The organism is Bradyrhizobium sp. NBAIM14, assembly GCF_020193895.1.
GTDB classification, from domain to species: domain Bacteria; phylum Pseudomonadota; class Alphaproteobacteria; order Rhizobiales; family Xanthobacteraceae; genus Bradyrhizobium; species Bradyrhizobium yuanmingense.
In genome coordinates this window covers 407,642-423,542 of record NZ_JADYVQ010000001.1, presented here as the reverse complement: position 1 = coordinate 423,542, position 15,901 = coordinate 407,642, and the positions used below count along the sequence as shown (strand labels likewise).

The 15,901-nt window shown below is 64.6% G+C and carries 11 protein-coding genes; 4 read left to right on the top strand and 7 right to left on the bottom strand.

All coding sequences use genetic code 11. From position 1 onward, the window contains the following. The first annotated feature begins 15 nt into the window (after nucleotides 1-15). On the top strand, nucleotides 16-1,818 hold the full coding sequence (locus I6F28_RS01905; RefSeq protein WP_225139150.1) for a glycoside hydrolase family 15 protein: 1,803 nt from the start codon (nucleotides 16-18) through the stop codon (nucleotides 1,816-1,818). 202 nt (nucleotides 1,819-2,020) lie between these two features. Here the strand turns inward: I6F28_RS01905 and I6F28_RS01900 are convergent, their stop codons facing one another. From I6F28_RS01900 to I6F28_RS01870, 7 genes are read right to left on the bottom strand one after another with little or no spacing between them, the layout of a single operon-like run. Beyond that, nucleotides 2,021-2,698, bottom strand: coding sequence for a phytanoyl-CoA dioxygenase family protein (locus I6F28_RS01900; RefSeq protein ID WP_036007272.1), 678 nt, complete (start codon nucleotides 2,696-2,698; stop codon nucleotides 2,021-2,023). A 24-nt stretch (nucleotides 2,699-2,722) separates the two neighbouring features. Continuing rightward, on the bottom strand, nucleotides 2,723-3,535 hold the full coding sequence (locus tag I6F28_RS01895; protein WP_036007275.1) for a Cof-type HAD-IIB family hydrolase: 813 nt from the start codon (nucleotides 3,533-3,535) through the stop codon (nucleotides 2,723-2,725). Further along, entirely contained in the window at nucleotides 3,532-4,038 is a 507-nt protein-coding gene (locus I6F28_RS01890) for a gluconokinase (protein ID WP_050996012.1), read from the bottom strand. Before I6F28_RS01890 ends, I6F28_RS01895 begins: the two co-directional genes overlap by 4 nt. A 22-nt stretch (nucleotides 4,039-4,060) precedes the next feature. Beyond that, nucleotides 4,061-4,810, bottom strand: coding sequence for a 6-phosphogluconolactonase (pgl, locus tag I6F28_RS01885; protein ID WP_225139149.1), 750 nt, complete (start codon nucleotides 4,808-4,810; stop codon nucleotides 4,061-4,063). Next, on the bottom strand, nucleotides 4,810-6,321 hold the full coding sequence (zwf, locus tag I6F28_RS01880; protein ID WP_036007281.1) for a glucose-6-phosphate dehydrogenase: 1,512 nt from the start codon (nucleotides 6,319-6,321) through the stop codon (nucleotides 4,810-4,812). The genes pgl and zwf overlap by 1 nt, the downstream gene beginning before the upstream one ends. 28 nt (nucleotides 6,322-6,349) lie before the next feature. Then, the gene (gnd, locus tag I6F28_RS01875) at nucleotides 6,350-7,348 is read right to left on the bottom strand and encodes a phosphogluconate dehydrogenase (NAD(+)-dependent, decarboxylating) (RefSeq protein WP_225139148.1); all 999 of its coding nucleotides are present in this window, start codon (nucleotides 7,346-7,348) and stop codon (nucleotides 6,350-6,352) included. A 13-nt stretch (nucleotides 7,349-7,361) separates the two neighbouring features. Next, nucleotides 7,362-10,211 (bottom strand): bifunctional transaldolase/phosoglucose isomerase, encoded by a 2,850-nt coding sequence (locus tag I6F28_RS01870; RefSeq protein WP_225126087.1) that lies wholly within the window; start codon nucleotides 10,209-10,211, stop codon nucleotides 7,362-7,364. An 849-nt stretch (nucleotides 10,212-11,060) separates the two neighbouring features. Here I6F28_RS01870 and I6F28_RS01865 point away from each other — a divergent pair. From I6F28_RS01865 to I6F28_RS01855, 3 genes are read left to right on the top strand one after another with little or no spacing between them, the layout of a single operon-like run. Further along, the gene (locus I6F28_RS01865; protein WP_036007284.1) at nucleotides 11,061-13,004 is read left to right on the top strand and encodes a PrkA family serine protein kinase; all 1,944 of its coding nucleotides are present in this window, start codon (nucleotides 11,061-11,063) and stop codon (nucleotides 13,002-13,004) included. A 30-nt stretch (nucleotides 13,005-13,034) separates the two neighbouring features. Further along, entirely contained in the window at nucleotides 13,035-14,312 is a 1,278-nt protein-coding gene (locus I6F28_RS01860) for a YeaH/YhbH family protein (RefSeq protein WP_193374965.1), read from the top strand. Further along, nucleotides 14,309-15,847, top strand: coding sequence for a SpoVR family protein (locus tag I6F28_RS01855; RefSeq protein ID WP_225112114.1), 1,539 nt, complete (start codon nucleotides 14,309-14,311; stop codon nucleotides 15,845-15,847). Before I6F28_RS01860 ends, I6F28_RS01855 begins: the two co-directional genes overlap by 4 nt. Nucleotides 15,848-15,901: the final 54 nt, after the last annotated feature.

The window sequence follows — 15,901 nt, the reverse complement described above, 5'->3', positions numbered from 1 at the left end:
CAGGCTCGCACGACATTGGCTCAGAGGATCGAGGACTATGCGCTGATCGGCGATTGCGAGACCGCGGCGCTGGTCGGGCGCAACGGCTCGATCGACTGGCTGTGCTGGCCGGCCTTCGATTCCGACGCCTGCTTCGCCGCCATCCTCGGTACCCACAAAAACGGCCGCTGGCTGGTCGCGCCGAGCGAGGCCGCAACCTCCATCTCGCGGCGCTATCTCGGCAACACCCTCATCCTCGAAACGCGGTTCGAGACGAAGAAAGGCACCGTCGCGCTGATCGATTTCATGCCGCTACGCGGCAAGGCGTCCGACATCGTGCGGCTGGTCCGCGGCATCCGTGGCACCGTGAAGATGCGGATGGAGCTCGTCATCCGCTTCGGCTTCGGCGCGGATATTCCCTGGGTGCGGCGGATCGACCATTCCTTGATGGCCATCGCCGGCCAGGACATGACGGTGCTGCGCACTCCGGTCGAGACCCGCGGCGAGGATCTGACCACCGTCTCGGATTTCGAGGTGAAGGAAGGCGAGACCGTGCCATTCGTGCTGACTTACGGTCCCTCGCATCTCGCCCCGCCTGCGCCGATCGATGCGGAGCTGGCGCTTCAGGAGACCGAAAAATTCTGGGAGGACTGGTGCGGCCATTGCACCCGTGACGGCGACTATCAGGAGCTGGTCCTGCGTTCGCTGATCACGCTGAAGGCGCTGACCTTCGCGCCGACCGGCGGCATCGTCGCGGCACCCACCACCTCCTTGCCGGAGAAGCTCGGAGGCAGCAGGAACTGGGACTATCGCTTCTGCTGGCTGCGCGATGCCACCTTCACGCTGCTGGCGCTGATGAACTCGGGCTACACCGAGGAAGCCCTGGCCTGGCACAATTGGCTGCTGCGCGCCGCGGCCGGCTCGCCCGCGAACATGCAGATCATGTACGGCATCTGGGGCCAGCGGCGCCTCCTGGAATGGGAGGCGGGCTGGCTCGGCGGCTACGAGGGGGCGCAGCCGGTGCGCGTCGGCAATGCCGCCCACGCGCAGCTCCAGCTCGATGTTTACGGCGAATTGATCGACGCCTTCCACCAGTCGCGCATGGCGAGGCTCAAGCTCGACGACGAGACGACCTGGGCGCTGGAATGCGCCGTGCTCAATCATCTGGCCGAAGTCTGGGACCGGCCCGACCACGGCATCTGGGAGCGGCGCGGCCAGCCCAAGCACTATGTCTTCTCCAAGGTGATGACCTGGGTCGCCTTCGACCGCGGCATCAAGAGCGCCGAGACCTTCGGCTTCAAGGCGCCGCTGCTGCACTGGCGTGCGCTACGCGAAGCCATTCATCGAGATGTCTGCAACAGGGGATTCGATGCGGAGGAGAATGCGTTCGTCGAATCCTACGGCTCGAAGATGCTCGACGCCAGCGTGCTGCTGCTGCCCGCCGTCGGCTTCCTGCCGGCGGACGACCCGCGCATCCGCGGCACCATCGCCGCGGCCGAAAAATGCCTGATGCGCGACGGTTTCGTGCTGCGGCACGACCCGCGCGAGCTGCCCCCGGACCAGCCGCCGCTCGAAGGCGCCTTCCTGGCCTGTACCCTATGGCTCGCCGATGCCTATGTGCTGTCGGGCGATCTCGACAAGGCGCAAGTTCTGCTTGACCGCGTGGTCGGCATCGCCAACGACGTCGGGCTGCTGGCCGAAGAATACGATTCCGTGGCCCGCCGCCAGACCGGCAATTTCCCGCAGGCGCTGACCCACATCGCGCTGATCAACACGGCGCACAATTTATCGGCGGCAAGGCAGGGCAGCGAGAAGCCGGCAGTGCAGCGGTCGAAGTAGGAAGCGCCGTCAGGCGCTTTTGCCTCCACGAGCACGGTGCACTCCCTCTCCCGCTTGCGGGAGAGGGTTGGGGAGAGGGTGTCTCCGCTGGGCGAACCCCCAAGAGGAGAGAACCCTCACCCGCCGCTACGCGCCGACCTCTCCCGCAAGGGGGAGAGGTGAACGAGCCGCGGCAATCGATTCGACCTAAAGCCACTCCGCTTTAGACCCCAAGCCACTCCAGACCGCCCGGAAGCTCGCTGACGGCAAAGTCGACTTGCAGGACGCGGCGATGCATTGGGGAGGTGGCGGCGTCAGACGCGTGGAGAATCGGCGTTGCGTACAGCCAGAGGTCGCCGGCATCAGCCAGACACGCAACCGTGTCGCAACGTCGAACGACGTCCCGCACCTCATCTTCCGGAATCCGCCCGAGCTTGTGCGAGCCGGGCGCGATCAGCAGCGGCGCATTGCTGGCCGGGACCGGATCGATATGAACCCGCAGGGTCACCATGCCTGACAGCAACGCAAAGGGTGGCTCGACATGCTGCATGCCGCTCTTGATGCTCCAGATGTCGAAGTCATCGACCGGAATACGCTCCTTCACCGCGATGGTGCGGTCCTGATGCCAGCCGAGGGCCCAGTTCGTCGCGGCCGTCTTGTCGAACAGGATGGCCCTGACCGGGCGGCATGCCTCCCCAAGCACCGACGCAGCACAGCTTCCGACATCTCCGCTGGCGACAAGGAAGGGGGCGAGAGCGTCGATGCCTCTCAACCTCAGTCCGGCGTGATCGGGCGGCAAATGGGACAGGGCTGCCCCGAGTTCGTGTACTCGATCGGATGTCAGCGCCCGGCGGAACAGCTGCGCGCCGTCGTGCTGGAAGGTGAGCCGCTCAATTTCCAAAATTACGCACCATTGGCCGATCGCTCAGCCCATCCCATTCCGCGTCAAGATCATCTCCATCGCCTCGGCAAAACCGTCCTGCTCGTTGGTCGCAGTGACGTGCGTCGCCTCGTCCTTGACGTTGTCGGCGGCGTTGCCCATGGCGATCGAGGTGCCGCTGACGCGGAACATCGCGAGGTCGTTCTGCATGTCGCCGATGGTGGCGACCGCGTCGGTCGAGATGCCGAGGCGCTTGGCCATCGCTTGCACGAACGTGCCCTTGTTGAAGCCCGGCGGGGTGATGTCGAGATAATAGGTCTGCGAGCGCACCGCGGTCGCCGCGCTGCCGAGGGCTTCCTGCATCACCTTCTCGCACGCCTCGAGCCGGGCGGCGTCGGCGCTGGCGCCGACGATCTTACAGGCGCTGGCAAGATAGGGCGAGAAGTCAGTCACGATCGTCGGATCGGAGCGGATCGTGTGCCGCTCGTGCGCGACGTAGCTGCCGCTGGGATTGTCGATCAGCCATTTGTCGGTGGTGAACAGCCAGATATCGGCGCCGTAATCGCGGAGGATCTGCAAGGTGCGCTCGGCCGCGCGCGCGGGAATCAGGTGCTGCTCGACCGGCCGCATCTCGGGATCGACGATCGAGGAGCCGTTGAACGGCCCAACCGGCAGCCACAGCGCCAGCGGCTCGATCAAGAAGCGCATGCCGATCGCCGGACGGCTGGAGGTGATGGTGAAACCGATGCCAGCCTGGTGCAGCCGCTGCACGGCGTTCTTCGCGCGCTCCGTTAGCGTTTTGTCCTTGGTCAGCAGCGTGCCGTCGACGTCGGAGACCACGAGTGAGATTTGGGTCATGGCAGAACCTTGGGTGTTGCGCCGCCCAGTTTGAGCTGCCGCACGATGCCGTCTACGATCGCCTCGACGGTCTCGTCGATCGAGACGGTGATGACGTGCTCGCCCGGCTCCGGAGGCTCCAGCGTCTCGAACTGGCTGGCGAGCAGTCCGGGCGGCATGAAGTGCCCCTTGCGCTGCGCGAGCCGCTCGGCGATCAGCTCCTTCGTGCCCTTCAGGAACACGAAGCGGACGTCATCGCGTCCGCGCAGCAGCACGTCGCGATAGGCGTGCTTCAGCGCCGAGCAGGCGATGATGACGTGCTCGCCGCGGCCGCAGACCCGCGCGATCTCGTCGGCGATGGCATTCAGCCAGGGCCAGCGATCTTCGTCGGTGAGGGGATGTCCGGCTCGCATCTTCTCGACATTGCTGGCGGGATGGAAGCTGTCGCCGTCCTCGAAGCGCCAGCCGAGGCGCTCGCCGAGCGCCTTCGCGACCGTGCTCTTGCCCGAGCCCGACACGCCCATCACGATCAATGCACAGGGTGCTTCAGCGCGGCCCACGAATGTCCTCCGGAAGCGCGGCCCTGTCGACCAGCCAGACGGTTTCGCCGTCCGAGCGCGCGCGTAAGGCCGGCAGATTCTCGCCATTGCAGAGGCGCGTCAAGATCGGCCGCTTGTCGTGCCCGGCAATCTCGAACAGCATCTCGCGGCAGGAGGCCAAAGCGGGCAGGGTGAGCGAGACCCGCGGCACGAACGGCGCAACGTTCGCCTTGGGAACGCCGACGACCCAGCGTCGGGTCTCCTCGATGTCGGGGTAACCGGGAAACAGCGAGGCGGTGTGGCCGTCCGGTCCGGCGCCCATCAGGACGAGATCGAACAGCGGACGTGCGGGATCGAGCTGGTCTCCGCCATAGAAGGCCTGCAGCTCACGCGCGTAGGCTTCCGCAGCGGCATCGGGATTGTCGGCTGTGGTCGGGATCGGGTGAATATGGCCGGCGGGCGCGTGGCGATCGAGAAAGGTCGCGCGGGCGACCGCCATGTTGTTGAGGGGATCGCTGTCGGGCACGAAACGCTCGTCGCCGATGAACCAGTGCACGCGCTCCCACGGAATCCTGCCGCGCCAGGCCTCGCTGCCGAGCAACTGATACAGCGTCCTCGGGCTGGAGCCGCCGGTGAGGCAGATTGCAATCCGGCCGGCATTGGCCGCGATCCGCGCCAGCACGCGTTCGGCCGCGGCGCGGGCGAGAGCTTCGGCATCGGCCTCGACGATCAGCTTCGGCTGCTCGGCCTGAGCCATCACGAGAACTTCCGCCAGCTTCGCCCGTCGCGCCGGAGCAGCTCGTCGGCGCAGGCAGGGCCGTCGCTGCCGGCTTCATAGGTTTCGATGCCGTTGCTGCCCGCGCCCTTCCAGGCATCCAGGAACGGCTGCACGGCCTGCCAGCCGGCCTCGATGCCGTCGGCGCGCTGGAACAGGATGTTGTCGCCGATCATGCAGTCGTAGATCAGCGTCTCATAGCCGGTCGAGGGATCGGCGCGGAAATAGTCGCCATAGCGGAACTTCATCTCGACGCCGTCGATGGTGATGCTCGGCCCCGGGATCTTGGCGTTGAACTGCAGCTCGATGGTCTCAGTCGGCGCGATGCCGATGGTGAGGAAGTTCTGCGACAGGCGGTCGACGTCCGTCCCTGAGAACATCGACAGCGGGGCCTGCTTGAACTTGATCGCGACTTCGGTGCGCTTGTGGCCGAGCGCCTTGCCGGTGCGCAAGTAGAACGGCACGCCTGCCCAGCGCCAATTGTCGATCATCAGCTTGAGCGCGACAAAGGTCTCGGTGGTGCTGTCGGGCTTGACGTCCGCGGTCTTGCGATAGTCCGTGATCTCGTCGTCGCCGCTGCGGCCCGCGAGATATTGCGCGCGCACCGAATTCTTCAGTGCGTCCTCCCGGCTGGGCAGCTGGATCGATGTCAGCACGTCCGCCTTCTCGGAGCGTACGGAATGTGCGTCGAAGCGGGCGGGAGGCTCCATCGCGACCAGCGACATCAGCTGGAACAGGTGGTTCGGCACCATGTCGCGCAGCGCGCCGGTGGCATCATAGAAGCCGCCGCGGTGGCCGACCCCGAGCTTCTCTTCCACGGTGATCTGGATGTGGTCGATGTGGTTGCGATTCCAGATGGGCTCGAACATGCCGTTGGCAAAGCGCAGCACCAGGATGTTCTGCACCGTTTCCTTGCCGAGATAATGATCAATCCGGTAGATCTGGTGCTCGTCCATGATCTTCAAGAGTTCGGCATTCAGCGCGCGGGCCGAGGCCAGATCGGTGCCGAACGGCTTTTCGATCACGAGCCGCCGCCAGGCGCCGTTCTCCCTCATCATGCCGGTGCGGCCGAGCTCCCGCGCGGTCGGCGCGAACGCGGCCGGCGGCGTTGCCAGATAGAACAGCCGGTTGCCGCCGGTGTCCTGCGCGCATTCCAGCGAATCCAGATGCTGGCGCAGGCGGTCGAAGGAGGGCGGATCCTTTGCGTCGGCCTCGACGAAGGTCACGCATTCCAAAAGCCTCGTCGCGATGTCGTCGTCCACCGGGCGCGTCGCGAATTGCCGCAAGCCCTTCAGCAGGCTGTCGCGAAGCTCCTCATCCGACTGGCCCCTGCGGGCGACGCCGACGACGCAGAATTTCTCCGGCAGAAGATGCTCGGCGGCCAGGTTGTAGAGCGAGGGCATCACCAGGCGATGGGTGAGATCGCCGGTGACGCCGAAGATGACGAAGGCGCAATTTTCCGGCTTGCGCTTTGGCTGCGGGTCTTTTGTCACGAATGGTCGGCCTTCGCTTGGTTACTCGTTACTTCGGCTTCGCCGCGCCCGGCTGCGTCGGCTCCTTGTGCCCGCCGAACCCTGCACGCATCGCCGAAAGAATTTTTTCGGCGAAGGTGTGTTCCTTGCGGGAACGGAAACGTGTGTAGAGCGCCGCGGTCAAAACCTCGGCCGGCACGGCCTCGTCGACCGCCGCATTCACGGTCCAGCGGCCTTCGCCGGAATCCTCCACGAAGCCGGAATATTCCGACAGTTGCGGACTGTCGGCGAGGGCGGTCGAGGTGAGGTCGAGCAGCCAGGACGGAATCACGCTGCCACGCCGCCACACTTCAGCGATGTCGGCGAGATCGAAATCGTAGCGATGATCTGCCGGCAAAGCCTCGATATTGGCATTCCTGAGGATGTCGAAACCTTCGGCATAGGCCTGCATCAGGCCGTACTCGATGCCGTTGTGGATCATCTTGACGAAATGGCCTGCGCCGACGGGCCCGGCGTGGATGTAGCCTTGCTCGACGCGGGGATCGCGGCCCTGGCGCCCCGGCGTGCGCGGAATGTCGCCGGCGCCCGGCGCGAGCGCCGCGAAGATCGGATCGAGCCGGTCGACCACCTGCTTCTCGCCGCCGATCATCATGCAGTAACCGCGGTCGAGCCCCCAAACGCCGCCTGAGGTGCCGACATCGACATAATGGATGCCGCGCGCCTTCAGCGCCTTGCCGCGGCGGACGTCGTCCTGCCAGAAGGTGTTGCCGCCGTCGATGATGACGTCGCCTTCCTGCATCACGCCGGCGATCGTCTCGATCGTGGTCTCGGTGATGCGTCCTGCCGGCAGCATCACCCAGGCCGTGCGCGGCCGCTCCAGCTTGGCGACGAACTCTTCCAGCGTCGCCGAGCCGACCGCGCCGTCGGCGGCAAGGCCCGCGACGGCCTTGGCGTCCTTGTCGTAGACCACCGTCGAATGCCCGTGGCGCATCAGGCGGCGAACGATGTTGCCGCCCATTCGGCCGAGGCCGATCATGCCGAGTTGCATCTGCATTATTCCTTTAGTTCAGCGCGTCGTTGAGCGCTGCATTGAGCGCGGCAAGGCCTTTCTTGAGCCCGCCCTTCAGGTGCACCCGCAGCGCACGCCGGCCGCGTTCCGTCAGCACGTCGAAATCGCCGCGGGCCTGCGCCGCCTTGATCACGCCGAAGCTCGCCTTCTGGCCCGGCACAGGCAGGTCCTTGGCGTCATCGGCGGTGATCTGGAGGAAGACGCCGCTGTCGGGCCCGCCCTTGTAGGCCTGTCCCGTCGAGTGCAAGAAGCGCGGGCCGAACTCGGCGCAGGTCGCGACATGCCGCTTCTCGCGCACCTCGAGGCGCATGGCCTGAAGCGCGTCGATCGTGGCCTTGTCGCGCGCGATGTAGCCGAGCAGGGCGACGTAGTCTCCGTCGCTGGATCGCGACAGATGCGCCTTCAGCCAGGAGCCGAGATCGCCATTGGCGCCGGCGGCGCGCAGCGCCGTGGCATTGGTCTCGTCGGTGTAGAGATCGGCGTCCTTGGTGCTGACCACCGGCTCTTCCGCCGGCAGCTTGCCGGTCTTCTCGAACGCGGCGGTGAGCTCGCGGGTCTTGATCTTGGCTGCTTCGACGTCCGGCTGGTCGAACGGGTTGATGCCGAGAATGCTGCCGGCCACGGCGGTTGCCATCTCGAAGCGGAAGAATTCCTGGCCGAGATGCTCGATCGACTTCATGACGATGCGCACCACGGGGTGACCCGCCGCCTCGATCGCGGCAAGCTGGGAGTCATGTGCGGCGTCCGCTTCGCCTTCGACGCGGATGTCGATGAAGAAACGGTCGTTGCCGTAGACGGAGGGATCGCCCAGCGGCTCGCCCTCGATCGGGATCAGGCCCTTGCCCTCCTTGCCGGTCGATTCCGCGATCAGCTGCTCGGCCCAGGCGCCGAAATCGGCGATCTTCTTCGACGCCAGGATCGTCACCTTGTCGCGGCCTTCGAGTCCCGCGAGACCTATGGCAAGGCCGAGCTGCACGCCCGGGTTTTCGGACGGCGGCACATCGGGGCCACAGGAGCGGGCCATCGCCAGCGCATGCTTGACGAAGCTCTTGACGTCGATGCCCGCGGTTGCCGCCGGCACCAAGCCGAAGGGCGAGAGCACCGAATAGCGTCCGCCGATCGAGGGCTCGCCATGGAAGATGCGGGCGTAGTTCAGCTGCTTCGCCGCCTTCTCCAGCGACGAGCCGGGGTCGGTCACCGCGATGAAGCGATGCCCGGTCTTCACCTTTGCACCCACCGCCTTGGCAACCTGCTCGTGGAAATAGTCCTTCATCGCGTTCGGCTCGGTGGTGCCGCCGGACTTGCTGGAGACGATGAAGACGGTGTTGGCGATGTCGATCTTCGCCTCCATCGCCCGCACCTGTGCCGGATCGGTGGAGTCGAGCACATGCAGCTTGGGGAAGCCGGGCTTCTTGCCGAAGGTCTCCGCCAGCACCTCGGGGCCGAGGCTGGAGCCGCCCATGCCGAGCACGACGGCGTCGGAGAATTTCTGGCCCTTCACGCGGCCCGCATAGTCCTCGTAATCGGCAATGTCGGCCTTCGCCGGGCTGTCGAGCCAGCCCAGCCATTTGTCCTCGTCCGCGCCGGTCCAGACCGACTTGTCGCGCTGCCACACCCTGCGGATCTTGGCCGACGCCCGCCATTCCTCCGTGGTCTTGGCCAGCGCCTTGCCGAGCGCCTCGCCCAGCGAAAGCTGCTGGCGGTCGAGTGCGGGCCCGAGCACGACGGCGCGCTTGTGGGCGACGGCGCCGTAGAGCTTGTCGGCGGCATCCGCAAACAGCTTGACGCCGTCCTTGACCAGCTCCTCGGCGATCGCATCGAGCGAGATGCCGGAGCGCTCCAGCTCGTCCAGCACGCGCTTCGCGTCCTCGACGTTCTCTTCCAGGCTGTCGCGCGGCTTGCCGTGGTCGCGGAACGCATCCAGCGTTGCCGGCGGCACGGTGTTGATGGTGTCTGGGCCGATCAGCTCCTCGACATAGAGGACGTCGCTGTAATCCTTGTTCTTGGTGCCGGTGGAGGCCCACAGCATGCGCTGCGGCTTGGCGCCCTTGGCGGCGAGCTTCTCCCAGCGGGGGCCTGCGAACAGGCGCTTGTAGTCCTGGTAGGCGAGCTTGGCGTTGGCGATCGCCACCTTGCCCTTGAGCGCGGCGAGACGTTCCTTCTCGGACGGATCGTTGGCGCGGGCGATCTTCTCGTCCAGCTGCTTGTCGACCACCGAATCGATCCGGCTGACGAAGAAGCTGGCGACGCTGGCCACATGCGACGGATCGCCGCCGCCGGCGACGTAGGTCTCCAGACCGGCGATGTAGGCTTCGGCCACCTCGAGATAGACGGCCTTGGAGAACAGCAGCGTGATGTTGATGCTGATGCCCTCGCTGATCAGTTGCTCGATCGCCGGCAGGCCCTCCGGCGTCGCCGGCACCTTCACCATCAGGTTCTTGCGACCGACGTCCTTCCAGAGCCGCCGCGCCTCCGCGATCGTGCCCGATGTGTCCATGGCGAGATAGGGCGAGACCTCCAGGCTGACATAGCCGTCGCCGCCCTTGAGGCGGTCGTAGACCGGGCGCAGCACGTCGGCGGCGTTCTGGATGTCCTCGATCGCAACGGCCTCGAACAGGTCGGCCACGGTGCGGTCGCCGCGCTTCAGCGCCTTGCCAATCGGGGCGTCATATTCGTCCGAGCTGCCGATCGCCTTCTCGAAGATCGACGGGTTGGAGGTGACGCCCTTGACGCCGTCGGTGTCGATCAGCCGCTTCAGGTCGCCCTTGGCGATGAAGCCGCGGGCCAGGAAGTCGAGCCAGACCGCCTGTCCGTGCTTTTCCAGTTCTTTGACGGGATTCATGATGCTTATTATCTCCAAGCCTGCGGACGAGGGTTTTCGCGAAGGTCTGACGCGCTATCCTCTAGCCTACATGCACCCGGGAGGGAACCAATCAAGGGTGCGGGAGTCATACCCTCCAGTGTAACTCCGTCGCGATCATGGCGATCCAGACGGGCAGCTTACTGTTGCGTAAAGGTCGTCACCATCCGGCCGATCTTAGCGCCTCGCTGCCCAGCGGGCATGTCGTCGTCATCCACTCCTTCGCATCCGCGCTCTCCGTATCGACAATGAATTTCTACCACGGGGTTCGATAGCGGAGATCTTGCTCGAAGATTGCCGCGGTCACGAAATGATCGTGCTGAGGCCGACGCCGGACATGCGAAGAGCTCCGCAGCATCCCAAGCTGGCCGTTACGCACAGAACGATCGCGTTGTCATCCGTCGGGGTGGGCCTGGCCTGGCAGCGACTGTGACACGGTGCTGCGCGTTGCCGCGACGTACAGGCCGCCAGCACACCGCATTGCAGCAGGAAGATGAACGGGGACCGCAAGGCTTCGCCGTACAAGCGTCATAAGATCGCCGCTCCCCAATCGCTATGCTGCACCGCCGGATGGGGCCATCCCCGGGAACGCCCGGATGTGGCGACCGAGTGACATTTTCTGGAAATGAGCCAGAATAGACGGAGATTCGCACAAATTACAGGCAGGTGCCTGTTCGTAACTCATGGAGTGCCTACGTTGTGCGTTGCGTCGAGTCGGCACCAGGGTGTCCAATGATTGTCATGTGCTCACGCTGATTCGAAACGGCCTGAGGAACGGTCCGGTAACTGCTTTCGTTTCAGCTTGTAGCGGAACTCACGCGGAGAGGGATCATGTACAACGATTCTCTATTCAACGCTTTCGCTCGGTCGTTCGAGGCGAGAAGCCAGCACGACATGTCGATGGCGGAATATCTGGAATCGTGTCGAAGCGATCCCATGAAATACGCGAACGCGGCTGAACGACTGCTAGCGGCGATCGGTGAGCCTCAGACGATTGACACGGCCAAGGACCCACGCCTTGGCCGTATTTTTTTGAACCGCACCATCCGCACCTATCCGGCCTTCGCCGGTTTCTACGGCATGGAAGAAACCATCGAGCGCATCGTCGGTTTCTTCCGCCATGCGGCGCAAGGTCTCGAAGAGCGCAAGCAGATCCTCTATTTGCTCGGCCCGGTCGGCGGCGGCAAGTCCTCGCTCGCCGAGCGGCTCAAGTCGCTGATGGAAGTGCAGCCGATCTACGTGCTCAAGGCCGGCGACGAGCTCTCGCCCGTGTTCGAGAGCCCGCTCAGCCTGTTCGATCCCGATCAGCTCGGTCCGATGCTGGAGGAGAAGTACGGCATTCCGCGCCGTCGCCTCACCGGCCTGATGAGCCCGTGGTGCTACAAGCGGCTCGAAGCCTTCGGCGGCGACATCTCGCAATTCCGGGTCGCCAAGATCCAGCCGTCGCGGCTGCGCCAGATCGCGATCGCCAAGACCGAGCCCGGTGACGAGAACAACCAGGACATCTCCTCGCTGGTCGGCAAGGTCGATATCCGCAAGCTCGAGACCTACGCCCAGAACGATCCCGACGCCTACAGCTATTCCGGCGGCCTCAACCGCGCCAACCAGGGCGTGCTCGAGTTCGTCGAGATGTTCAAGGCGCCGATCAAGATGCTGCACCCGTTGCTGACCGCAACCCAGGAAGGCAACTATATCGGCACCGAGAACATCGGCGCGATCCCGTTCACCGGCATCATCCTGGCGCACTCGAACGAGGCCGAGTGGGCGAGCTTCAAGGCCAACAAGAACAACGAAGCCTTCATCGACCGCATCTGCGTCATCAAGGTGCCCTACTGCCTCAGGGTCACCGAGGAGCAGAAGATCTACGAGAAGCTGATCCAGGGCTCCGAGCTCGCCTCGGCTCCTTGCGCGCCGTCGACGCTGGAGACGCTGGCGCGGTTCTCGGTGATGTCGCGCCTGCGCAAGCACGAGAACTCCACCCTGTTCGCCAAGATGCGGGTCTACGACGGCGAGAGCCTGAAGGAATCCGATCCGAAGGCGCGCAGCGTCCAGGAATATCGCGACGCCGCCGGCGTCGACGAAGGCATGGATGGCGCCTCGACCCGCTTCGCCTTCAAGATCCTGGCTGCGACGTTCAACCACGATCCGCAGGAGGTGGCCGCCGACGCCGTGCATCTGATGTACGCGCTGGAGCAGGCGATCCGCCGCGAGCAGCTGCCTGAGGAGACCGAGAAACGCTATCTCGAGTTCATCAAGGCCGAGCTCGCACCGCGCTACGCCGAGTTCATCGGCAACGAGATCCAGAAGGCTTATCTCGAATCCTACTCGGATTATGGGCAGAACCTGTTCGATCGCTACGTCGACTATGCCGACGCCTGGATCGAGGACCAGGACTTCAAGGATCCCGATACCGGCCAGCTGCTCGATCGCGAGCTTTTGAACCAGGAGCTGACGAAAATCGAGAAGCCGGCGGGCATCGCCAACCCCAAGGATTTCCGCAACGAGGTCGTCAAATTCTCGTTACGGTCGCGGGCCCAGAACGGCGGCAAGAATCCGACCTGGACCTCCTACGAGAAGATTCGCGATGTGATCGAAAAGCGGATATTCTCCCAGGTCGAGGACCTGCTTCCGGTCATCTCCTTCGGGTCGAAGAAGGACGGCGAGACGGAGAAGAAGCACGGCGAGTTCGTCGCACGCATGGTGGAGCGCGGCTATACCGAACGTCAGGTTCGCCGGCTCGTCGAATGGTACATGCGCGTGAAGCAGGCCGGTTGAGGCGGATGGGAGGCGAATGGTAAAGTGCCCATTCACATTATTGACAGGCGCCTGAATCCAGGCGGCAAGAGTCTTGAGAACCGCCAGCGGTTCTTGCGTCGGGCCAAATCCCTGGTGCAGGGCGCCGTCAAGAAGACCTCGCAGGAACGCGACATCAAGGACGTCCTGGAGGGTGGTGAGGTCACGATCCCGCTCGACGGCATGCACGAGCCGCGTTTCCGCCGTGAAGGCGGGACGCGCGACATGGTGCTGCCCGGCAACAAGAAGTTCATCGAAGGCGACTATCTCCAGCGCTCCGGCCAGGGCAGCGCCAAGGATTCCGGTCCCGGCGAAGGCGACAGCGAGGACGCCTTCCGCTTTGTGCTGAGCCGCGACGAGTTCGTCGATCTCTTCCTCGACGACCTCGAGCTTCCGGATCTCGCCAAGCGCAAGATCGCGCAGACCGAGAGCGAAGGTATCCAGCGCGCCGGCTACACCATGACCGGCTCGCCCGCCAACATCTCGGTGAGCCGGACGGTGAAGCTCGCGCTCGCCCGCCGCATCGCGCTCAAGCGTCCGCGCAAGGACGAGATCGAGGAGCTGGAAGCCGCGATCGAAGCATGCACGGACGAGGACGAGCGTGCGGCTCTCGTGGCCCGGCTCGAAACGTTGAAGGCGAAGTCGAAGCGCATCCCCTTCATCGATCCGCTCGACATCCGCTACCGGCGCTTCGAGACGGTGCCCAAGCCCGTCGCGCAGGCCGTGATGTTCTGCCTGATGGACGTCTCCGGCTCGATGTCCGAGCACATGAAGGACCTGGCGAAACGCTTCTACATGCTGCTCTACGTGTTCCTGAAGCGGCGCTACAAGCACGTCGAGATCGTCTTCATCCGCCACACCGACCGCGCCGAGGAGGTCGATGAGCAAACCTTCTTCTACGGTCCGGCCTCGGGCGGCACGCTGGTCTCCAGTGCGCTGCAGGCGATGCACGAGATCGTGCGCGAGCGCTTCAACCCGTCGGATTGGAACATCTACGCCGCGCAGGCTTCCGACGGCGACAATTCCTATTCCGACGGCGAGCTCACGGGGCTCCTCTTGACCGAGAAGATCCTGCCGGTCTGCCAGTTCTTCGCCTATCTCGAGGTCGGCGAGGCCGGCGGCAGCGCCTTCGATCTCTCCGACTCCTCGCTCTGGAGCCTCTACGAACGCCTGCGCAACAGCGGCGCCCCGCTCTCGATGCGCAAGGTCTCGGAGCGCAGCGAGATCTTCCCGGTATTCCACGATCTGTTCCAGCGCCGCGACACTGCCCAGGAGAAGGCCGCTCCATGAAGGAACGTTTGTTCGAAGGCGCCGATTGGGATTTCCACACCTTGCAGCGCATCACCGATGCCTGCGAGGAGGTGGCGCTGAAGGATCTCGGCCTCGACGTCTATCCGAACCAGATCGAGGTCATCACCGCCGAGCAGATGCTGGACGCCTATTCGTCGGTCGGCATGCCCCTGTTCTACAAGCACTGGTCGTTCGGCAAGCACTTCGCGTTCCATGAGGCGTCCTACCGCAAGGGCCTGATGGGGCTGGCCTACGAGATCGTCATCAACTCCTCGCCCTGCATATCCTATCTGATGGAGGAGAACACGGCGACGATGCAGACGCTGGTGATCGCGCACGCCGCCTTCGGCCACAACCATTTCTTCAAGAACAATTATCTGTTCAAGCAATGGACCGATGCCGACGGCATCCTGGACTATCTCGACTTCGCCAAGAACTACGTCATGCAGTGCGAGGATCGCTACGGCCGCATCGAGGTCGAGCGCACGCTAGACGCCGCGCACGCGCTGATGTCGCACGGCATCGACCGTTATCCCGGCAAGAAGAAGCTCGATCTGCGCGCCGAGGAGAAGCGGGCAGGGCGTCGCCGCCAGCACGAGGAGGAGGTCTTCAACGATCTCTGGCGCACCGTGCCGAAGGGCGCCGCCAAGAGCCGCTCCACGCTCAGCATCGAGCGCCGCCGCAAGCTGCTCGGCCTGCCGCAGGAGAATTTGCTCTATTTCCTGGAGAAGAGCGCGCCGCGGCTGGCGCCCTGGCAGCGCGAGCTGCTCCGCATCGTTCGCCACATCGCGCAATATTTCTATCCGCAGAGCCAGACCAAGGTCATGAACGAGGGGACGGCGACCTACGTCCATTATCGCATCATGACCAAGCTGCACGAGCAGGGTCGCATCAGCGACGGCAACTTCCTCGAATTTCTGGGGTCGCACACCAATGTGGTGTTCCAGCCCGAATTCGACGACCCGCGCTTCTCGGGCTTCAATCCCTACGCGCTCGGCTTCGCGGTGATGCAGGACATCGAGCGCATCGTCGCCAATCCCGAAGACGAGGACCGCGAGTGGTTCCCCGACATCGCCGGCAAGGGCGACGTCATGGGCGTGCTGCGCGACGTCTGGGCCAATTACCGCGATGAGAGCTTCATCGGCCAATTCCTGAGCCCGAAATTGATGCGGCACTTCCGCATGTTCCACCTGCACGACGATCCCGAGGAGCGCGCCGGCATCCGGGTCGACGCAATCCACGACGAGCGCGGCTTCCGCCGCGTCCGCCGTGAGCTGGCGCGGCAGCACGATGTCGGCTTCATCGATGCCAATATCGAGGTGGTCGACGTCGATCTCTCCGGCGACCGCCGCCTGATCCTGCATCACCACGTCATCAAGGGCTCGCAGCTCAACGAGACCGACGCCAAGCGCGTGCTCCAGCACCTGGCCGATCTCTGGACCTACGACGTCGCACTGATCGAGGTCGACGCCAACGACAAGGTCCTGCGCGAATACGTCGTCAGCCCGCGCCCGATAGCGGCGGCGGTGGCGTGACGGGGGCTGCCTACATGGGGCACCACGCGAGATGCGCATTGATGTGCCCTCGCC